The organism is Rhodococcus erythropolis NBRC 15567, from assembly GCF_001552595.1.
Lineage (GTDB): Bacteria > Actinomycetota > Actinomycetes > Mycobacteriales > Mycobacteriaceae > Rhodococcus_F > Rhodococcus_F erythropolis.
Map to the genome: position 1 here is coordinate 58927 of NZ_BCRM01000018.1, position 19320 is coordinate 78246.

Annotated in this window: 19 protein-coding genes; 10 read left to right on the top strand and 9 right to left on the bottom strand. The window is 62.0% G+C overall.

Features of this window, described 5'->3' with window-relative positions:
• A complete protein-coding gene (locus RE4_RS21140) occupies positions 1-1281 on the bottom strand; it encodes a DUF445 domain-containing protein (RefSeq protein WP_046378191.1) in 1281 nt (426 codons plus the stop codon).
• A 170-nt stretch (positions 1282-1451) separates the two neighbouring features.
• Here RE4_RS21140 and RE4_RS21145 point away from each other — a divergent pair, with 170 nt between their 5' ends.
• Positions 1452-2186 carry a TetR/AcrR family transcriptional regulator gene (locus tag RE4_RS21145; RefSeq protein ID WP_003941527.1) on the top strand — a complete coding sequence of 245 codons (735 nt, stop codon included), beginning with the start codon at positions 1452-1454 and terminating at the stop codon, positions 2184-2186.
• A gap of 57 nt (positions 2187-2243) precedes the next feature.
• The gene (locus tag RE4_RS21150; RefSeq protein ID WP_019744420.1) at positions 2244-3098 is read left to right on the top strand and encodes a polyphosphate kinase 2 family protein; all 855 of its coding nucleotides are present in this window, start codon (positions 2244-2246) and stop codon (positions 3096-3098) included.
• 16 nt (positions 3099-3114) lie between these two features.
• Here RE4_RS21150 and RE4_RS21155 read toward each other — a convergent pair whose 3' ends face one another.
• On the bottom strand, positions 3115-3336 hold the full coding sequence (locus RE4_RS21155) for a hypothetical protein (protein ID WP_020968904.1): 222 nt from the start codon (positions 3334-3336) through the stop codon (positions 3115-3117).
• A 114-nt stretch (positions 3337-3450) separates the two neighbouring features.
• Between RE4_RS21155 and RE4_RS21160 the strand changes: the two genes are divergently transcribed.
• Positions 3451-4020, top strand: a complete 570-nt coding sequence (locus RE4_RS21160; RefSeq protein ID WP_060939287.1) for a DUF2231 domain-containing protein — start codon at positions 3451-3453, stop codon at positions 4018-4020.
• A gap of 22 nt (positions 4021-4042) precedes the next feature.
• Here RE4_RS21160 and RE4_RS21165 read toward each other — a convergent pair whose 3' ends face one another.
• Positions 4043-4456 carry a DUF6292 family protein gene (locus RE4_RS21165; protein ID WP_003941464.1) on the bottom strand — a complete coding sequence of 138 codons (414 nt, stop codon included), beginning with the start codon at positions 4454-4456 and terminating at the stop codon, positions 4043-4045.
• Between the two features lie 120 nt (positions 4457-4576).
• Between RE4_RS21165 and RE4_RS21170 the strand changes: the two genes are divergently transcribed.
• On the top strand, positions 4577-5845 hold the full coding sequence (locus tag RE4_RS21170; RefSeq protein WP_020906742.1) for a glycosyltransferase: 1269 nt from the start codon (positions 4577-4579) through the stop codon (positions 5843-5845).
• Positions 5846-5916: 71 nt separating this feature from the next.
• Here the strand turns inward: RE4_RS21170 and RE4_RS21175 are convergent, their stop codons facing one another.
• A complete protein-coding gene (locus tag RE4_RS21175) occupies positions 5917-6360 on the bottom strand; it encodes an STAS domain-containing protein (RefSeq protein ID WP_020968900.1) in 444 nt (147 codons plus the stop codon).
• 391 nt (positions 6361-6751) lie between these two features.
• On the opposite strand from RE4_RS21175, the gene RE4_RS21185 reads away from it, so the two are divergent.
• Both RE4_RS21185 and RE4_RS21190 read left to right on the top strand, forming a co-directional pair.
• The gene (locus tag RE4_RS21185; protein ID WP_020968899.1) at positions 6752-7183 is read left to right on the top strand and encodes an ATP-binding protein; all 432 of its coding nucleotides are present in this window, start codon (positions 6752-6754) and stop codon (positions 7181-7183) included.
• Positions 7180-7974 (top strand): RNA polymerase sigma factor SigF, encoded by a 795-nt coding sequence (locus tag RE4_RS21190; RefSeq protein WP_020906739.1) that lies wholly within the window; start codon positions 7180-7182, stop codon positions 7972-7974. Before RE4_RS21185 ends, RE4_RS21190 begins: the two co-directional genes overlap by 4 nt.
• Before the next feature lie 37 nt (positions 7975-8011).
• On the opposite strand, the gene RE4_RS21195 is transcribed toward RE4_RS21190, so the two are convergent.
• The 4 genes from RE4_RS21195 to aceA all read right to left on the bottom strand — a co-directional run bounded on the left by RE4_RS21195 (position 8012) and on the right by aceA (position 13893).
• Positions 8012-9052, bottom strand: coding sequence for an NAD(P)-dependent alcohol dehydrogenase (locus tag RE4_RS21195; protein WP_060939288.1), 1041 nt, complete (start codon positions 9050-9052; stop codon positions 8012-8014).
• A gap of 72 nt (positions 9053-9124) precedes the next feature.
• Positions 9125-11431, bottom strand: a complete 2307-nt coding sequence (gene metE / locus RE4_RS21200) for a 5-methyltetrahydropteroyltriglutamate--homocysteine S-methyltransferase (RefSeq protein WP_019744430.1) — start codon at positions 11429-11431, stop codon at positions 9125-9127.
• Between the two features lie 91 nt (positions 11432-11522).
• Complete coding sequence (locus RE4_RS21205; protein WP_003941541.1) at positions 11523-12419, bottom strand: 3-hydroxybutyryl-CoA dehydrogenase; 897 nt, start codon at positions 12417-12419, stop codon at positions 11523-11525.
• A gap of 184 nt (positions 12420-12603) precedes the next feature.
• Positions 12604-13893, bottom strand: a complete 1290-nt coding sequence (aceA, locus tag RE4_RS21210; RefSeq protein WP_003941533.1) for an isocitrate lyase — start codon at positions 13891-13893, stop codon at positions 12604-12606.
• Between the two features lie 504 nt (positions 13894-14397).
• On the opposite strand from aceA, the gene RE4_RS21215 reads away from it, so the two are divergent.
• From RE4_RS21215 to ramB, 4 genes are all read left to right on the top strand, one after another.
• Positions 14398-15021 carry a hypothetical protein gene (locus RE4_RS21215; RefSeq protein WP_020906738.1) on the top strand — a complete coding sequence of 208 codons (624 nt, stop codon included), beginning with the start codon at positions 14398-14400 and terminating at the stop codon, positions 15019-15021.
• Between the two features lie 79 nt (positions 15022-15100).
• The gene (locus RE4_RS30800; protein WP_081098410.1) at positions 15101-15388 is read left to right on the top strand and encodes an FmdB family zinc ribbon protein; all 288 of its coding nucleotides are present in this window, start codon (positions 15101-15103) and stop codon (positions 15386-15388) included.
• A 94-nt stretch (positions 15389-15482) separates the two neighbouring features.
• A complete protein-coding gene (fmdA, locus tag RE4_RS21220) occupies positions 15483-16742 on the top strand; it encodes a formamidase (RefSeq protein ID WP_019744435.1) in 1260 nt (419 codons plus the stop codon).
• Between the two features lie 121 nt (positions 16743-16863).
• The gene (ramB, locus tag RE4_RS21225) at positions 16864-18276 is read left to right on the top strand and encodes an acetate metabolism transcriptional regulator RamB (protein ID WP_019744436.1); all 1413 of its coding nucleotides are present in this window, start codon (positions 16864-16866) and stop codon (positions 18274-18276) included.
• 5 nt (positions 18277-18281) lie between these two features.
• Here the strand turns inward: ramB and RE4_RS21230 are convergent, their stop codons facing one another.
• Positions 18282-19304, bottom strand: a complete 1023-nt coding sequence (locus tag RE4_RS21230; protein WP_060939289.1) for an alpha/beta hydrolase — start codon at positions 19302-19304, stop codon at positions 18282-18284.
• Between the last annotated feature and the right edge of the window lie 16 nt (positions 19305-19320).

The window sequence follows — 19320 nt, forward strand, 5'->3', positions numbered from 1 at the left end:
TCAGCCGAAGATGAGCGTCGAAATCGTGTAGATCAGCAGCCCGGCGATAGATCCGACAACGGTGCCGTTGATACGGATGAACTGAAGATCTCGACCGACCTGCAGCTCGATCTTCTGGCTCGCTTCGTCGGCATCCCACCGCTCGACCGTGTCGCTGATGACTCCGGTGATCTCGTCGGTGTAGTTCTCCGCGATGTACTTGGTGCCCTGCACCAGCCAGCCGTCGACCTTCTCACGCATGGATTCGTCGTCTCGCAGCCTGATTCCGAAGCCGGCCACGTTCTCGGCGACCTTGGTCCGCAGGGTGCTGTTCGGATCGTCGACCGACTCCATGATGAGGCGCTTGGCGACCTGCCACGTCGAGGACGCCAGACCCGTCACTTCCTCGCGGCCCATGATCTCCGCCTTGATCCCTTCGGCCTTCTTGATGGTCTCCGGGTCGTTCTGCAGATCATCGGCGAAGTCGATCAGGAAGCGGTTGGCGGCGAGACGTACCTCGTGTTCCGGGTTGGAACGGACCTTCCAGGTGAACTCGACGAGTTCCTTGTAGATCTTCTCCCCCAGCATCGCGTCGACGAATTTCGGCGACCACGCCGGCGAATCGCGAACGATCACACGGTCGATCGTCTCCTGGCTGCCGAGTGCCCACTGATGCGCGCGCTCGGCAAGCAATTCGATGATCGGCAGTTGCTTGTTGTCCTTGAGCAACTCCCCGAGCACTCGGCCGATCGGCGGTCCCCACATGGGCTCGGCCAGCCGCTTCACGATCGTGTTGTCGATGATCTGGGCAATGTCCTCGTCGCGAAGAACCTCGACCATCCCGCGCAATACCGTCGACGTCTCGGCGGCGACGCGAGCGGCATTGGCAGGTTCAGCCATCCACGTACCGAGGCGGAGCGGAATCTGCGCCTGCTGCACCTTGGCCGACACAACCTCGGGAGCCAGGAAGTTCTGACCGACGAACGAGCTCAAACTGGCTCCGAGCTGGTCTTTCTTACGCTTGATGATGGCAGTGTGCGGGATGGGAAGCCCCATCGGATGACGGAAGAGCGCGGTGACGGCAAACCAGTCGGCAAGCGCGCCGACCATGCCCGCCTCGGACGCGGCCCGGACGTACCCGACCCACTCTCCGGCGCCGCGGGATTCCTGCCACCGGCAGAAGATGTAGACCACCGTCGCGAAGCCGAGGAGGCCAGTGGCGAAGACTTTCATCTTGCGAAGGTCCCGACGCTTGGCGGCGTCGTCGAAGGCGGAGAGGCTCAGTTGCTGCACCCTCGCCATTGTGCCGAAAGGTGTGACGCGGCGTAGCGCGAGCGACACGATGTCCGATTCGCTAGGACTTAATCCCCCGAACCGCGGATGTGAGTGCCCGAGATAAAGGCACGGACATTAAGCTGGACCAGAAAGTAGACCGATCGGACGTGGCTCGCACCACAGATATGAGATGACTCGTGGCCAAGAATGCCGTGCAGGACAACGAGCAGGTAGACGGCCCAGTCGTTGCTGATGCGAAGCCCGAGAAATCCGACGGTCGCAAGCGTCGGTGGCGCGAACACAAGATCGCTCGCCGCGAGGAACTCGTCGACGGCACCATCGCTGCTATCCGGGCACGCGGCCGTGAGATCGGCATGGACGAGATCGCCTCCGAGATCGGTGTGTCCAAGACCGTGCTCTACCGGTACTTCGCCGACAAGAGCGACCTCACCACCGCCACGATGATGCGGTACGTCGAGACCATCCTGTCGCCGCGTATCTACGAAGCGATCAGCGGTGATCTCGACGATTTCGAACTCACCCAGGCCAGCATCACCGCGTACGTCGAGACGGTGGCATCCGACCCCGACATCTACCTCTACGTCATGGCCAACGGCGCCGGCGCCAACCGCGACGTCGTTGCCGATTCCGAGCGCATGATCGCCGAATTGCTCTCCACGGTGTTGGGCAATCGTCTTCGCGAGATGGAGATGGATTCCGGCGGTTCCCTGCCGTGGGCGTTCGGGATCGTCGGCGGAATTCAGCTCGCGACGCACTGGTGGATCTCCAACAAGTCGATGTCCGCAGAATCGCTGATCGACTACCTCACCATGATGACGTGGGGCGGCATCACCGGCATTGCTGCGGTCAACGGATCACCGGCCAAGTTCAAGTCGGTTCCGCATCCCCTCGTCAAGCCTGCCGAGGACTGACTCGCCCGAGACCGAACTTTCGAGCCACAGGGGTCGATCCTGTGGCACTCTTTCGGCATGGCACAAGACTCGCTGTGGGAAACACCGGCCGCCAAGACACTGCGGGCGGAGCCCGGGTTCGAACTCGATCAACTCGATCGCAACAGCACTCCGGGATTCACCGGAAACAAAGCTGACGGCGAACGTCTACTCGAGGAGCGCGGCGCGGTCCTGTCCGACCTGCAGGAGTTGCTCTACGCCAACGGCAGGTCCGGGGACAGCCGTTCCATCCTGCTGGTCCTGCAAGGAATGGACACCGCAGGCAAGGGTGGCATGGTCCGACACGTGATCGGTCACGTGGATCCTTCGGGAGTTCAGCACGCGGCCTTCGGCGTCCCGACCGAAGAGGAAAAGCAACATCACTACCTCTGGCGGATCAAGAAGGAACTCCCCCGCGGCGGCTATCTTGGTGTGTTCGATCGCTCCCACTACGAGGATGTCCTGGTCGTGCGTGTCCACGATCTTGTCCCTGAGGATGTCTGGAGCGCGCGCTACGACGAGATCAACCAGTTCGAGAAGGAACTCGTCGACGCCGGAACCACCATCGTGAAGGTGGCGATGTTCGTCTCGCTCGACGAGCAGAAGAAGCGGCTCGAAGAGCGGCTCGACCGCCCGGACAAGTACTGGAAGTACAACCCGGGTGACGTGACCGAACGCGGTTTGTGGCCTGCATATCAACAGGCGTATCAGGCAATGCTCGACAAGACGTCGACCGAGCACGCGCCGTGGTACGTCGTGCCGTGTGATCGGAAGTGGTACAGCCGAATTGCGGTCACGGAGCTACTGATCGACGCTCTGGAAAAGCTCGATCTCGACTGGCCGCCTGCCAACTTCGACATCGAGGCGGAGAAGGCGCGACTGGCACAGTCCTGATCAGAAGCAGTCCTGATCAGAACAGGTGTGGGGATTCGCGGTGCACTTTGTGGTCGTGATGAACGGTGCTGGTGTACAGGGCAACCGCCAGTCCGATGGACGCGACGCCGGCGAGCCCGGCAATCAACGCCCAACCACCGTGCCCTGAACCGGCGGCCACGAGAAAGCTGCCGAGACAGACAACTGTGGCCAGCACCAGGAAATACGACGCCCACGCTGCAAAGAGATTGAGCTTCATCGTTCGCTCCTCCGGTCGGATCTCTTTCGTTTCGACCGTACGCCGGAGCATGACGGTCGACAAGACACTCCTGTCGTGAGGTTTCCCGACGTCTACGCCGGGTAGCCGAATTGCATGGACATCGGAACTCTTTACCGCGGAATCGAATCGGCGCGCGGACTGGACGGTCCGTCCACTGGCATCAGACGCAGAATCCTCCAGATCACCGAGCGATCCGACAGATCGCGTACTGTCACCGCACTTCTGCGCGGCGCCCTCGTCGGGCATCCCATCCATCCCGCCCTCGTGACCATTCCCGCGGGCGCGTGGACGGCTTCGCTGATCTTCGACGTGTCAGGCGATCCGCAGACTGCACGACGGTTGATCGGGCTCGGGCTTGTCTCGACGCCGCCGGCTTTGCTGACGGGCTGGCTGGACTGGTCCGAACGTGGCGACGTCGCACGCCGTGTGGGGCTGGTACACGCCGCGTCGAATGCTGTGGGGATCTGGTCTTTTGCCGCGTCGTACTGGCTGCGCGGCAAGGATTCACTCGCGCTGGCGCGAGTTCTGTCGGTGCTGGGCCTCACCGCGGTCGGTGTCGGTGGCGCGCTCGGCGGTCACATCGTTTTCAAACTCATGGACGATCCTGCCGTCGAGGCTACAGCGACTCCGGTTCTCGATCCCATCCTGGATGTGGTCAACTGAGCTGATCGGACCTCAATACTATTCAGGCGTAAGCACTTCCGGAGTAGCTCCGTAGTTCTCGCGCGGTCTCGTCCGAATCCGCCAGTGGCCTGTTCATGACCCAGTGCGGGCTGCGCGTGCCCAGTGTCGCGGCAAAGTCGGCGACGGCGTCCGGGGTCGGCACTGCGTGTTCGCCCAGATATCCGAGAACGATGAGGTCCTCCCCTGAACGAGTCTCCACGGCCAGGGCCCAACCGCACGTCTCCTCCCACAGCAACGCCACCTCACGCCCAGGGAAACGCGGCACAGTTCGATCCAACGCGATGTAGGCCTCCAGAGGATGCTCGCGCCTGCAACACCATTGCTCTATGCCGGCCCCCACGCCGACCGCCACCCGTTGTACGTACCGCTCGAACCCGAGTCCGACGGTTGCGTCGACCAGCATTTGTTCTGTCATCGAACCTCACTCCTCGCCATCGTGTTTGGAATGTGCCCAGCGCTGACCGCGCCGAAACCCGGTTCAGATCACGGACTCCGGGTATCCCCAGACGAACCGATCAAGTGGAGAGGGGACCCGATGAAGTACTCGCCCGCTATGGCTCCCGGACGAATGCTGAAGATCTCCATGGTGTCGGTGAACGCCGATCCACTCGCACCGGTGGGCTGCTCGGCAGCCGGTGCACAGAACCTGCACGTCGACGAACTGTCCGCGGCCCTGGTTCGCGCCGGACACGATGTCACCGTCTTCACCAGGCGGGCACACGTCGGTGGACCGGACCGCGTTCGCGCCCGCGCCGGGTACTCCGTCGACTATCTCGAAGCCGGCCCGACACACGCTCTCCCGGACGCCGAAATACTCCCCCACCTGGGCACCTTTGCCAGCATTCTGCGCGCTCAGTGGAGTACCGACCGACCCGATGTGGTGCACTCGCACTTCTGGATGTCTGGTGTGGCAACGGAACTCGCGACCCGCTCACTCGGCATCCCCGTACTTCAGACATTCCATTCCCTGGGATCTGCGGCGCACCGACACCTCGGAGCAGCCGACGACAGCCCATCGGAGCGGACTCACCTGGAACCATTGATCGCCAGGGGCGCAACCCATGTCATCGCGACAAGTTCGGACGAAATCTTCGATCTGGTTCGGCAGGGATCACCACGATCACGGACCACGATGGTGCCCTCGGGCGTCGATACCGAAGCGTTCACCCCGGAGGGACCCGCCGCGAAGAAGACCGCGCCGCATCGATTGATCTGCGTCGGAAGGCTGGTGGAGCAGAAGGGCTTCGATGTTGCCGTCGCCGCGCTGGCTTCGCTGCCGGACACGGAGTTGGTGGTGATCGGCGGGCCACCCGTCGCGCAACTGAGCACCGACGAGGTTGCGATCCGCTTGGTCAAGCTCGCCGAGCGGCTCGGCGTCGCAGATCGAGTCCAATTGTTGGGACGCGTTCCGCACCGCCAACTACCGAAACTGATGCGGTCGGCCGACGCCCTCGTATGCACCCCCAGATACGAACCTTTCGGAATCGCGGCGCTGGAAGCGATGGCGTGCGGAGTTCCTGTAGTCGCGACTCCTGTTGGCGGACTGCGGGATACGGTGATCGACGGACTCACGGGGCGTCGGGTGCCGGTGAACAGCCCCGTGGAAACCGCGCGCGCGGTCCGGCATCTTCTGGACGACGAAGACGAGGGCGCGGCGTTTGCACGGCAGAGTCGGGCCCGAGCGTGCGAATCGTATTCATGGGATCACGTCGCCACCGAGGTGGTCCGAACCTACGGCCGCTGCGTCACAGCACCGCCGAGAGCCCGCCAACACAAGGGCACTCACCGAAGTGAAGTGCACTGACGCTGACGGGCTCTACGAAGCTGATTTCTCGAAACTGTAGGTGACTCGAAACTATCGGCGAAAGGGCGGTATCAAGCCGGGAAACGTCGGGTCTCTTCGAGTCCGATTGCATGATCCAGCGACTCGTAGCAGGCAAACATCGACTCCTGACCAGCTGCTTTGAGTAGCCTCTGAACCGGGCGGGCGCAGACGAGCGCGAGTGTGCCGCCCACGTCGCGTGATCGCGTCGACAGGACCGACAGCACGGACAAGCCGCACGTCCCCATGAATTCGAGTTCGGAGAGATCGACAACCAGCGTCCGGTCCGCGGCAACGTGGTACGTCAAGAAGTCACGAAAAGCATTGGCGCTCATCAGGTCGATCTCGCCACGAACGTGGATCACAGCGGTATGTGCACTGATGCGGTGCGCGTGAAACGATGCGGTCGCTGTCCCGGTCGCGGGAGGTCCGTAATCTACCGATCCCTTCGCCGCGTTCGTAAAGCCTGAAATAGATGATCCTGGAACAACAGTCATGGTTCTCCCATCCCGCAACGGTTTACACTCTGCAAAAGAGAAGGGACCTCCGAAGGAGCCGCACGATGAACGGGTCTCCAGAATTACGGATAAATCCCTCATCGGCTGTGTGCTCAACCTCGGTTTGAAACAGTACGCCAGCATGACCGGCGTCACAAGTGCGTTGCGACCATTCGTTTCGGTGTTCCGAACAAAAATGTGGTTTGGTCTGCGGTTCCGCGAGGTAATCCGATGTTGCGATCGCCAACGGTCGTGAGCAGAATCGTGTCGTTTACCCCGGCACCACCATCGACCAAATTTCGTGTTCGGGGGTCACTGTGAAGGTCGAGATGGGTATCGTTCTCGGCACCAGACTTCACCGCGACCCCTGGTACGACGATCCGGAGAACTTATGGCACACCTCAGCGCACTCGAGCCCGATCAGGATCAGACTCAGCCAGTTGTGGAGTTGAGGATTCAAGCGACTCTCGATCAGCTGTCGATTTTGCGTGCACTGGCCGCCACTGTTGCCATTCAGGAAAACTTCGACCTCGACGCCATCGCCGACATCAAATTGGCCATGGACGAAATCTGTACGCATCTGATTGTTCGTGCTGCGCCTGATTCGGTTCTGGTGTGTCGGTTCGTGTTCACTCCCCCGCAACTGCACGTATCCGTATCGACGACAACCACGGAGTACGAGGACAGCACTCAGCGATCGTTCGGGTGGCACATCCTCACCGAACTCACCGATTCGATTTCGCTCGACCAGGAAGAGAACCTGGGCGGCGTCGGCTACATCACGACCATGAAGTTCACCAAGGCCCTCAGCGGGCGCCTGTGACCGCTTCCGCAGACGGCCCGTCACGCCCGCGCCGGCGGTCCACCGACGAATATCGGGACGTCATACCCGTTTTCGAGGAAATGCGGACCCTCGAGCCCCACAGTCCGGAGTACGAACGAGTGCGCACCGCACTGATCACCAGGTGCCTACCGTTGGCCGAACACATCGCCAGACGATTCGACGGGCGCGGCGAGGCACACGACGATCTGGTTCAGGTGGCGCGCCTCGGTCTGGTCAACGCCGTCGACCGTTTCGATTCCACGCGCGGATCCGATTTCGTCTCGTTCGCGGTTCCCACCGTGATGGGCGAAGTTCGACGACACTTCCGCGACACCGGTTGGGCATTGCGGGTTCCACGCCGGATGAAGGAGTTGCACTTCCAACTCGGGCAAGCCATCAGCGAGCTGTCACAACAACTCGGGCACGCGCCGACCGTCGACGAGTTGGCCGAGACGTTGGGGATCGAACGTGAAGAAGTTGCCCAGGCGCTGATCGCCGGCAACGCGTACCAGACCGTCTCGGTCGATGGTGCCGCGTCCAATCACACCGACGATCTTCCGCTCGTGGAAACACTCGGTGACTACGACGCCGCACTCGAGAACGTCGAGAATCACGAGGCATTACGTCCACTTCTCGACAAGCTGCCCGAGCGAGAGCGGACGGTGTTGATGCTCAGATTCTTCGGAAACCTGACGCAGACACAGATCGCCGAGAAGGTCGGTGTGTCCCAGATGCACGTGTCGAGATTGCTCGCGAAGACATTGAGTAATCTTCGCGAGCAACTCGACTGAGCTCCGAGAGCAACTCGACTGAGCGGGATCGAGCGGGTCAGATTGTTGCGGTGTCGATCACGAATCGGTATCGAACGTCGCTCTTGATCACGCGCTCGTAAGCATCGTTGATGTCGCTCGCCGGAATCAGTTCGATTTCTGCACCGATGCCGTGCTCGGCGCAGAAGTCGAGCATCTCCTGCGTCTGCGGGATCCCGCCCACCATGGAGCCGGCGAGGCTACGACGGTTTGCGGCGAGCGAGAATGCTCGAACTTCGATCGGCTTCTCCGGCAGGCCCAGTTCGACGAGAGTGCCGTTGATACCGAGCAAGGACATGTAGGCGTCGATATCGAGATTGACCGAGACCGTGTTGAGGATCAGGTCGAACTCGCCGCGAAGAGCCTTGAACGTCTCCCGGTCATTGGTCGCGTAGTAGTGATCGGCACCGAGACGAAGGCCGTCTTCCTTCTTGCCGAGCGTCTGGCTCAGGACGGTAACTTCCGCGCCGAGCGCCTTGGCGATCTTCACACCGACGTGACCGAGGCCGCCGAACCCGATGATGGCGACCTTCTTGCCGGGGCCGGCATTCCAGTGCCGCAGCGGTGAGTACAAGGTGATGCCGGCGCACAGCAGCGGCGCGGCAACGTCGAGTTCGATGCCCTCGGGGATCGAGAGAACAAAATGCTCGGTGACGACGATGTGCGTCGAGTAGCCCCCCTGAGTGTGCTCGCCGTCGCGTCCGGTGGCGTTGTATGTACCGGTCACACCCTTGCGGCAGTACTGCTCTTCGCCGGCCAGGCAGGCGTCGCACTCTCCGCAGGAGTCGACGAAGCAGCCGACGCCCACGCGGTCGCCGACTTTGTGCTTGGTGACATCCGAACCCACCGCGGCGACGACGCCGGCGATTTCGTGTCCGGGGACGATCGGGTACTTGGCTCCGCCCCACTCGTTGCGAGCGGTGTGGATGTCGGAGTGGCAGATGCCGGCAAATTTGATGTCGATGAGAATGTCGAGTGGACCGAGCTCGCGGCGTTCGACGGTGGTCTTCTCGAGCGGACCGTCAGCGGACGTCGCGGCGTAAGCAGCAGCAGTAACCATGCACACATGCCTACCCGTGCATGGAGGGACCTGCAAATCGCAGGCCCCTCCATGACGTGTTCTTGACGTGACTTACCCGGCGTCGCGCTCCGCTTGTTCGGCGCGACGACGCAGGCGCCTCGCGGCCGCAACCATGTTGCGCAGCGAAGGCTCGAGCTGCCATGGATGGCGGGTCTTGAGGCCACCGTCCGGGTTGGCCCACAAACGATCGAGAGAGATCGATTCGCTTGCCTCGGTGAGCAATTCGTCGAGCTCGTCGATGTCGGGAATCCGAGCCGAACGAGATTCGTACACACCGGGGCCGACGCCGTGCGTGAGCGCGCCTTCCTTGAGTGCTTCGAGAACCCACGTGATGGAGCGGGTCGCGACGATAGCCGTCACATCGGCGTCCAACCGTTCGATGGCGTCGACCACCGACGACCGAGCGGAGTACGTCAGATGTGTGTGGATCTGTGTTTCCGGCTTCGCTCCACCTGTTGCCAGACGGAACGCGTCGACGGCCCACTCCAGGTAGGCCTCCCGGCCGTCCTCACGCAGTGGCAGCAGTTCACGAATTGCCGGCTCGTCCACCTGGATGATGGCGATTCCGGCAGCTTCGAGATCCGCGATTTCGTCTCGAATGACAAGTGCCAGTTGCTCTGCCGTTTCGTAGAGCGGCTGATCCTGACGAACGAACGAACGGGCGATCATGGTGACCGGACCCGTCAGCATGCCCTTGACCGGCTTGTCGGTCAGCGACTGCGCGTACGCAATCCATTCGACCGTCATCGGCTTCGGACGTGCAATGTCGCCGTAGAGAATCGGCGGACGCGTACAACGAGATCCGTAGGCCTGAACCCAACCGTTGTGCGTGAAGGCATAGCCCTCGAGCAGTTCGGCGAAGTACTGGACCATGTCGTTGCGCTCGTGCTCGCCGTGCACGAAGACATCGAGACCGATGTCCTCTTGCAGACGGATTGTGCGCTCGATCTCTTCCTGGATGCGCTTGTAGTAGTCGTCCCACTCCAAACGCCCCTGGCCGAGTTCGTAACGAGCCTGGCGAATCGCGTCGGTCTGCGGGAACGAACCCAATGTCTGGGCCGGAACCAAGGGCAGGTTCAACCGTTCCTGCTGGGCTTTACGACGCTCCTCGTACGGTGCACGCACACGATCTTCGGGCTTGATCGCGTTGACCCGAGCACGGACAGCGTGCTTGAGCTTGAAGTGCACCTTCGTCGGACGCTTACGCCACTTGTCCGAAGGACCTTCGGTGAGTGCCTTCGCCAGGGAGACGACCTCGCCGACCTTCTGCTTCGCAAAAGCCAGACGGTCTGCGACGTCTCCCGGAATGTCGTACTCGGAGAGCACGTCGTACGGCACGTGCAGCAGCGACGACGACGTGGAGACGACGAGGTCGGGCACAACGTCCTTGAGTTCGTTCAGGTACGTCAAGGTGTTGAACCGGTCGACGCGCCAGACGTTGCGACCGTCGACGACGCCCGCGTAGATGCGCTTGCGCTTGATGTTCGGCACCGCGGCCAGTTCCTCGGCCGTGATCTTGCCGTGCACCAAGTCCAGACCGAAGGCCTCGATCTTGGTGGGCGCCAAAATGTTGAGGGCTTCGCCGAACTTGCCGTACGGACCCGTCACCAACAGGCGTGGGCGGAGCGGAGCCGTCGACAGCTTCTCGTACGCACGTCCAAGAGCGGCTAGCTCCTCGGGGGTGCGGTCCTCGGTCACCGAAGGCTCGTCCAACTGAACACAGGTGGCACCGGCCTTGGCGAGCTGCTCGAAGAGCTTCTCGTACTCGGGCAGGAGCGCGTCCAACAAGTCGAGCGGGGTGAAGTTCGGATCGGACTTCTCGGTGGCAGGTCCGACCTTCGATAGCAGAAGCAGCGAGACGGGCCCCATGATGACGGGGCGCAATTCGATGCCGCGCGCCTTAGCGCGTTCGAACTCGTCGAGAAGTGCCTCCGAGTTGAGCGAGAACACCGTGTTCGCGTCGATCTCGGGCTGACGGTAGTAGTAGTTCGTGCCGAAGAAGCGCACCAGCTCGAGAGGCGGGAAGTCCGGGCGACCGCGGGCCATCGTGAAGTAGAAATCGAGCGGATCGAGGGCGCCCTCGAGCGGCTTGAACCGCTCCGGCACTGCGCCGAAGAGCAGCGCATTGTCGAGGACGTGATCGTAGAAGGAGAAGGTGTTGCCCGGAACCTGGCTCAGTCCCGTCGCAGCCAGTTCACTCCAGGTCGATTCCTGGAGTTCCTTGGCGACCGCGAGAAGTGCGTCCTTGTCCGAAGTGCCGTGCCAGTAGGACTCGAGGGCGCGCTTGAGCTCACGGCGCGGCCCGATGCGCGGATACCCCAGGACGCTGGAGCCGAATGCTGCAGTGCTGCTGGACATGCGGTCGACCTTTCTAACCGAGGGGCGCGAGCGCCCTGTGCGCGCTTATGGAGTCTCTACACTCCACAAACGCGCACAGGGGCTTTGGGCCTTAGCTTGCCTGCTTGGTGGAGCGACCGTTGTCGGCGTATTCGTAGAAGCCCGCGCCGGACTTCTTGCCGGTCAATCCGGCTTCGACCATACGCAGGAGCAGCGGCGGAGCGGAGTACAGCGGCTCCTTGAACTCTTCGTACATGGAGTCGGCGATGGACTTGACGGTGTCGAGTCCGACCAGGTCCGTCAGAGCCAGCGGACCCATGGGGTGCGCGAGGCCGAGAACCGTTGCCTTGTCGATGTCTTCCTTGGTCGCGAAGCCAGACTCGACCATGCGGATCGCCGAGAGCAGGTACGGCACCAGGAGTGCGTTGACGACGAAGCCGGAGCGGTCGGCACTGCGGACGACCTGCTTGCCGAGGATGTCGCTGGCAAAAGCCTCGGCGCGCTGCGAGACGGAGGCACTGGTCTTGAGCGTCGTCACCAATTCGACGAGCGGCAGAACCGGAACCGGGTTGAAGAAGTGCATACCGATGACTCGCTCGGGACGCTTGGTCGAGATGCCGAGCTTCATGATCGGGATCGACGACGTGTTGGACGCGAGAACCGCATCCGGATCCGTCACGACCGCGTCGAGCTCGGCGAAGATTTCGCTCTTGATCTTCTCGTCTTCGACGACGGCCTCCACGACGAGCTGGCGGTCCGCGAAATCTCCCAGATCGGAGGTGAAACGCAGACGCCATGCGGCCTGCTCACGCTCACGTTCTGTGATCTTTCCGCTGCTCACACCGCGGTCGAGCGAACGCAGGATGCGTGAACGCCCGGCTGCTGCAAGCTCGCGAGTCTGCTCGAAGACCAGAACATCGACATGTGCGCGGGCGCACACCTCGGCGATTCCGGCACCCATGATTCCGGCGCCGATAACGCCGACGCGCTGAATTTTTTCGCTGGTCACGTCAGCTCCTTGTTTGTCTCGTGGAGTTTGTCTGGTGAAGGTGTTGTAAAAGAAGCACTTCGAACTGCGTCGACGCTGGTGGCCGACGCAATCGGAACTGCCTTGAAGACGAGAGAAAGTAGTGCGGTGATACAAGCAGGGGAGAGACCCGAAGCCGAGCCTCTCCCCCACCCGAAGTCAGTTCTTAGTGGAACTGGCCCTCTTCGGTGGAGCCCTTGAGAGCTGCCGTCGAGGTGTTGGGGTCAACGGTGGTGGCGATGGTGTCGAAGTAGCCGGCGCCAACCTCACGCTGGTGCTTGATGGCGGTGAAGCCACGCTCTTCGGCAGCCTTGAACTCGCGCTCCTGCAGGTCGACGAATGCCGTCATGCCTTCGCGGGCGTAGCCGTAGGCCAGGTCGAACATGCCGTAGTTGAGCGAGTGGAAGCCGGCCAGCGTGATGAACTGGAACTTGAAGCCCATCGCGCCGAGCTCCTTCTGGAACTTCGCGATGGTCGCGTCGTCCAGGTGCGCCTTCCAGTTGAAGGAAGGGGAGCAGTTGTAGGCCAGGAGCTGGTCCGGGAATTCGCTGCGAACGGACTCGGCGAACTTCTTTGCAACCTCGAGATCCGGCACGCCGGTCTCCATCCAGATGAGGTCTGCGTACGGTGCGTAAGCCTTGGCGCGAGCGATGCAGGGCTCGATGCCGTTCTTGACGCCGTAGAAGCCTTCAGCCGTGCGGGTTCCGTCGAGGAACGGGCGGTCACGCTCGTCCACGTCGGAGGTGATGAGGGTTGCAGCCTCAGCGTCGGTGCGGGCGATGATGACGGACGGAACGTCCGCAACGTCGGAAGCCAGGCGAGCCGAGGTCAGGGTGCGGATGTGCTGCTGCGTGGGGATGAGCACCTTGCCGCCGAGGTGGCCGCACTTCTTCTCCGAAGCGAGCTGATCCTCCCAGTGGACACCGGCAGCGCCGGCGCCGATCATGGCCTTCTGCAGCTCGTAAGCGTTGAGAGCGCCACCGAAGCCGGCTTCGGCGTCGGCAACGATCGGAGCGAGCCAGTTGCTGACGGAGGTGTCACCCTCGGTCTTGGCGATCTCGTCGGCGCGCAGCAGTGCGTTGTTGATGCGACGAACGACGGTCGGAACCGAGTTGGCCGGGTAGAGGCTCTGGTCCGGGTACGTGTGGCCCGAGAGGTTAGCGTCGCCGGCAACCTGCCAACCGGAGAGGTAGATGGCCTTCAGGCCGGCGCGAACCTGCTGCACAGCCATGTTGCCGGTAAGTGCACCGAGGGAGTTGATGTAGTCCTCGTTGTTCACGAGATCCCACAGGATCTCGGATCCGCGACGAGCGAGGGTCTGCTCCTCGACGACGGTGCCCTGGAGCTTGACGACCTGATCGGCCGTGTAGTTACGAGTAACGCCCTTCCAGCGAGGGTTGGTGTCCCAATCCTGCTGGAGCTCAGCTGCGGTCTTCGGGGTGCCGGTGGTCGACATCAAGACTCCATCTCTTTGATCTGCTGGTCCGGCCTGTTGTGAGCAGTACGTGCGTACTACTTCACATACTTGCCAGGCCCTTCTTGTGTACTTACCGAGAATGGCACATCGAAAAAGTGCCGTCTACCTGTTGCTAATGCCAATCTTCGCTACCTTTTCAACACACTTTGCTAAGTCTGTGAAGATTCCTACACGGCTGGTACTACCCAATCGGACAGGTTCCGTACTGGCGAGTAGCAAAGAAACCGCAGGCTGTGAACGAAATGCACTCAACTCCGCCGCTTGCGAATTCCGGCAGTTCGCGCGGCACTCGGAACAGGCCCATCCGCTACTTCGGAGCCAACTTCACGACTCGCAAGTGACCGCAATCACTTCGTGGCAACAGGCTTCGCTCGGGCAATTCCAGGGATCTACCCGCCAGAAAGCCACAGACAACCCATTCGCCGGCCATATGCTGTCGAACCATGACTTGTCGTTCGACGCCCCCGACCGGGCGATAAAGCGGTGCCGGACAACTATCAGCGGCCACCGAACAACCAGGCATGGTCGCAATCCGGTCCACAGCCGCCGCAGTTGGGCTACCGGGCCGCGCCGCAGTCGTATCCCCCGCCCCAGGGATTCCCGCCTGCACCGCCACGTGGAAATCCGCCGCCGCGTCGGCCCGGCTGGGTGATTCCGGTATCCGTAATCGGAGTCATCACTGTGTTGGCTCTCTTCGGCGGGCTTGCCTGGGTCCTCTGGCCGAAGGACGTCCCAAACTCAGCCGCCGGTGGCGCGGCCCAAACCACCATCACCGCCGCGAACACACCCGGCACCACGACAACCGCTCCCAGCACGACATCCCCGACGACCACACGCGCCGCGAACTTCCCGGCCGGTGCGTCCGCCTGCCCCGGCGGGCAGCCGGCCGGAAGTTACAAGGAGTCCGCGACAAGTGGGGGCAAAACTTCGTGCGAGTTTGCCGAGGCAGTTCGGATCGCCTACGGAAACTCCGGTGCCACCGGTGCCTCCAGCACCGTGTCCGCACGTAGTCCGGTGACCGGCAAGGAGTACACGATGGCATGCAAGGTGACCTCCGGCATCGTCACCTGTACCGGCGGCGACAACGCGGTTGTGTACTTGCGCTGACGGGCGCAATTGCGGCATCGGCAACCCGGTGCGTGTCGTTCCAGTGTCGCACTTACGGATCCTCCGATAGCGTGACCGCATGCCTCTGTACGAGTTTCGCTGTACCGTCTGCGGCCCGCTCGAGCGGTCGTTCGCGATGGCCGAAGTGCCCCAGTCGATCCGTTGCCCCCAGTGCAGTCTCGAATCGAAGCGTGTTGTCTCGTCTCCCCGTTTGAGTCACAGCTCGTCAACCGCGATGGGTTTACTGGACAGCACTGCCCGATCAGCTCACGAGCCTGCCGTGGTCAGTGGGTCACTACCCGGCCGTGGCCGACAATCTGCCCCGACGACGTCCAATCCGTTGCACCGCAAGCTACCTCGCCCCTGAGCGTCCTCACCGCGCGTCCTGGCCGTGAGTCCCGATCCGACACGAAAGTCCTGCCGCCACGAGTTTTCCGTTTCTTCGAGAATGAGGAGTGCATATGCCTGAACTGCTGTTTCCACTCGATTCCGCCAAGAAATTCACCGACCAGGCGATCGTCGGCCACAATCGGTGGCACCCGGACATCCCGGCGGCGGTGACGGTGAAACCCGGTGATGCGTTTCGTGTCCATTGCCGCGAATGGTTCGACGGCGCAATCCACAACGACGACTCGGCCGACGACATTCTCAATGCACCTCTGACGACCGTCCACACGCTGTCCGGCCCCTTTTCCGTCGAAGGCGCAAAGCCCGGCGACCTCTTGATCGTCGACATCTTGGATATCGGGCCTATCCCCCAAGAGGATTCGGGTCCGTTGGCCGGCCAAGGCTGGGGGTACACGGGCATCTTCCCGCGAAACAACGGCGGCGGCTTCCTCACCGAACAGTTCCCCGACGCGTACAAGGCCGTCTGGGATTTCTCCGGCCAAACGGCGACGTCGCGTCACATTCCGCACGTCTCGTTCACGGGCATCGTCCACCCGGGGCTGATGGGTACTGCTCCGTCGGCGGCGTTGCTCGCCAAGTGGAATGCCCGCGAGGGCGCTCTCATTGCCACCGATCCCAATCGGGTTCCCCCGCTTGCACTTCCGCCCGAGCCCCGCGATGCAGTACTGGGAACCTTGACCGGTGACGAGTACACACGCGTGGCCGGCGAGGCGGCGCGCACCGCTCCCCCTCGCGAGAACGGTGGAAACCAGGACATCAAGAACCTCACCAAGGGCAGCCGAATCTTCTATCCGGTATTCGTGGACGGTGCGAATCTGTCGGTCGGCGATCTTCACTTCTCCCAGGGCGACGGTGAGATCACTTTCTGCGGTGCCATCGAGATGGGCGGCTTCATCGATCTTCGTGTGGACATCATCAAGGGCGGAATGGATACCTACGGCGTTTCCGAGAACGCCATCTTCATGCCGGGCAACACGGATCCGCAGTACTCCGAGTGGCTTGCGTTCTCGGGCACTTCCGTCACGTTGGACGGCGAACAGAAGTACCTGGATTCACATCTGTCCTACCAGCGTGCGTGCCTGCACGCGATCGAGTACCTGACCAAGTTCGGGTACGCGCCAGAGCAGGCGTACCTGCTGCTGGGTGCGGCACCGATCGAGGGCCGCCTGTCTGGCGTCGTGGATATCCCCAACTCGTGTTCGACGGTGTATCTCCCGACTGCGATCTTCGACTTCCCCCTCGCACCCTCGTCGAGCGGACCGTTCCAGATCGATCCCGGAATCGGCGCTCCGCGTTCGGAGAACAGGGTCTAGGCCTCCGGCCCCGTGAGTGGTTGAGGAGTGTGAGGACTCCTCAACCACTCACAGGGGGTACCGGTGCGAATTCTGCAAACCCACCTTTGCGAAGCCGGACTGTCACTCGTATCCTGGGAAAATGTCGAAAACCTTTGTCGGTGTCCGGCTCCGCCAACTGCGGACCGAGCGCGGGTTGAGTCAGGCTTCGCTGGCCAAGACGCTGGAGATCTCGGCAAGCTATCTCAATCAGATCGAGCACGACGTCCGGCCACTCACCGTGCCGGTCCTCCTGCGAATCAGTGAAGTCTTCGGCGTCGACACCACCTTCTTCTCCCCACAGGACGACACGCGCCTGATCGCGGAAATGCGTGAAGTTGCCCTCGATCAGGAGATGGGCATCGACGCCGACGCCCACGAAATCGCGGAGATGGTCTCCACACACCCGGGCCTGGCAAAGGCGATGGTCAACATGCATCGCCGCTTCCGCAACACGACGGCGCAGCTCGCCGCAGCGACGGAAGACCGCTTCTCGGACGGCAGCGGCAGCGGTTCGATCACCATGCCGCACGAGGAAGTGCGCGACTACTTCTATCAGCGGCAGAACTACATTCACGATCTCGACACCGCGGCCGAAGAACTGACTGCCCGGATGCGCTTTCATCGCGGCGACGTCGCCGGCGAGATCGCCAGGCGCCTGGAAACCGTCCACGGCGTGCAGATCGTTCGACGAGTCGACCTGGGCGAGAACATACTTCATCGTTACGACCCGGATACCAGGGTCCTGGAAATCTCCGCACGGCTCTCCGGCGGGCAACAGGTCTTCAAGTTCGCGACAGAACTCGCGTACCTCGAGCACGGCGATCTGCTCGACTCGTTGGTGGCCGAAGGCAACTTCACCAGCGAAGCGTCGGTCTCTTTGGCGCGACTTGGATTGGCCAACTACTTCGCGGCGGCCACCGTGCTCCCCTACAGCCAGTTCCACGACGTCGCCGAGGACTTCCGGTACGACATCGAGCGCATGTCCGCCTTCTATTCCGCGAGCTACGAGACGATCTGCCACCGCCTCTCGACTCTGCAGCGCCCCAAACTTCGCGGGGTTCCGTTCATGTTCGTCCGTGTCGACCGTGCCGGAAACATGTCGAAGCGTCAGTCCGCCACCGGATTCCACTTCTCCACCAGCGGCGGTACGTGCCCGCTGTGGAACGTCTACGAGACGTTCTCGTATCCGGGCAAGATCATGCCCCAGATCGCACAGATGCCCGACGGCCGCCGATACCTCTGGGTTGCTCGCACGGTCGAACGTCGAGCGGCTCGATACGGACAGCCCGCAAAGATCTTCGCCATCGGATTGGGATGCGAGATTCGACACGCCCACCGACTCGTCTACAGCGACGGTCTGGATCTGGACGAGTCGAATCCGGGAACGCCGATCGGCTCGGGCTGCCGCGTCTGCGAACGCCTCAACTGTCCGCAGCGTGCCTTCCCGCCCTTGGGTAAAGACCTCGACATCAGCGAGCACCGAAGTTCGATTTCGCCTTACGTGATTCGCTGACCGCGCTAACGCACGTAGTTGCGCAGGAACGCGACTGTGCGATCGAATGCGATCTTCCCGTCCACGGTATCGAGGTCGAACTGATATTCGTGGTCCAGCGCAGGCTCGTGATCGTCGGGGTAGAACAGTGCGTCTACTTCGACGCCCAGATCGGCGAGCCGTTCTGCCATGGGTTTCGACTGGCTGGCGGTCAGTGGGTCGACATTTCCGCCGGTGATGAACGTCGCTGGAAAGTCCGAGGTCACATGGCCCAGTGTCGACATCTGACCCACTGCAGTCGACCCGTCGAAGTCCCTCGTTCCGAGGTATCCCCACAGCGATTGCTTGTCGACGCCCCAACCGAAGTACTTCCCCTGTGACAGCAGGGGTTTCAGATCGAAGACCCCACAGTCGAGGACAACTCCGCGTATCTGCTCGGGACGTAATGCCGGTTCCACACCCATTTCCGACGCGTAGTCCGGGCTGGTCATGACCGTCGCCAACTGACTGGACAACTGCGCGCCTGCCGAATCTCCCGCAAGAAAGAGATTGTTCGAATCGACATGCAACCTGTCCGCGTTGCTCACGATAAATCGATACGCGTCGTTCAGCTGATTCACTGCGGTGGGGTAATACGCATCTGGTCCCAGTGAGTAGTCCACCGAAATCACAGTGAAGCCTTGATTTGCCAACAGTTTGTAGTAACCGTCGGCATCAGTTCTCGATCCTGATATCCAGCCACCGCCGTGCACCCAGACCACCGTGGGTAGCGCCGAAGTGGACTCCGACGGGTAGTACGCGTCCAGTTGTGCATCGTCGTCGCCGTCGCGGTACGACTGATCGAGAATCGAGACGATTCCTGACGGTGCATGCCTGTCGAGTTGTGCGTGAGTCGCTTCGGAGCCACCCGCTGACATCCACCGTACGAGGAGAACTCCTGGCCACGGACTGACGAGTGCCGCGGTTACCCCGGACAGCAGAATGACGACGAATACCGCCGCGATTCCGCCAATGCGCCTTCGCCGTCTGTCGGGGGAAGACGCGCGCACAACAACTCCTGGGGTC

Excerpts from the sequence above, each read along its gene's own strand:
- RE4_RS21195 (WP_060939288.1), bottom strand. The coding sequence starts at position 9,052 with ATGGTTACTGCTGCTGCTTACGCCGCGACGTCCGCTGACGGTCCGCTC.
- metE (WP_019744430.1), bottom strand. The coding sequence starts at position 11,431 with ATGTCCAGCAGCACTGCAGCATTCGGCTCCAGCGTCCTGGGGTATCCG.
- RE4_RS21140 (WP_046378191.1), bottom strand. The coding sequence starts at position 1,281 with ATGGCGAGGGTGCAGCAACTGAGCCTCTCCGCCTTCGACGACGCCGCC.
- RE4_RS21150 (WP_019744420.1), top strand. The coding sequence starts at position 2,244 with ATGGCACAAGACTCGCTGTGGGAAACACCGGCCGCCAAGACACTGCGG.
- RE4_RS21175 (WP_020968900.1), bottom strand. The coding sequence starts at position 6,360 with ATGACTGTTGTTCCAGGATCATCTATTTCAGGCTTTACGAACGCGGCG.
- RE4_RS21160 (WP_060939287.1), top strand. The coding sequence starts at position 3,451 with ATGGACATCGGAACTCTTTACCGCGGAATCGAATCGGCGCGCGGACTG.
- RE4_RS30800 (WP_081098410.1), top strand. The coding sequence starts at position 15,101 with ATGCCTCTGTACGAGTTTCGCTGTACCGTCTGCGGCCCGCTCGAGCGG.
- ramB (WP_019744436.1), top strand. The coding sequence starts at position 16,864 with ATGTCGAAAACCTTTGTCGGTGTCCGGCTCCGCCAACTGCGGACCGAG.
- fmdA (WP_019744435.1), top strand. The coding sequence starts at position 15,483 with ATGCCTGAACTGCTGTTTCCACTCGATTCCGCCAAGAAATTCACCGAC.
- RE4_RS21170 (WP_020906742.1), top strand. The coding sequence starts at position 4,577 with ATGAAGTACTCGCCCGCTATGGCTCCCGGACGAATGCTGAAGATCTCC.
- RE4_RS21155 (WP_020968904.1), bottom strand. The coding sequence starts at position 3,336 with ATGAAGCTCAATCTCTTTGCAGCGTGGGCGTCGTATTTCCTGGTGCTG.
- RE4_RS21185 (WP_020968899.1), top strand. The coding sequence starts at position 6,752 with ATGGCACACCTCAGCGCACTCGAGCCCGATCAGGATCAGACTCAGCCA.
- aceA (WP_003941533.1), bottom strand. The coding sequence starts at position 13,893 with ATGTCGACCACCGGCACCCCGAAGACCGCAGCTGAGCTCCAGCAGGAT.
- RE4_RS21165 (WP_003941464.1), bottom strand. The coding sequence starts at position 4,456 with ATGACAGAACAAATGCTGGTCGACGCAACCGTCGGACTCGGGTTCGAG.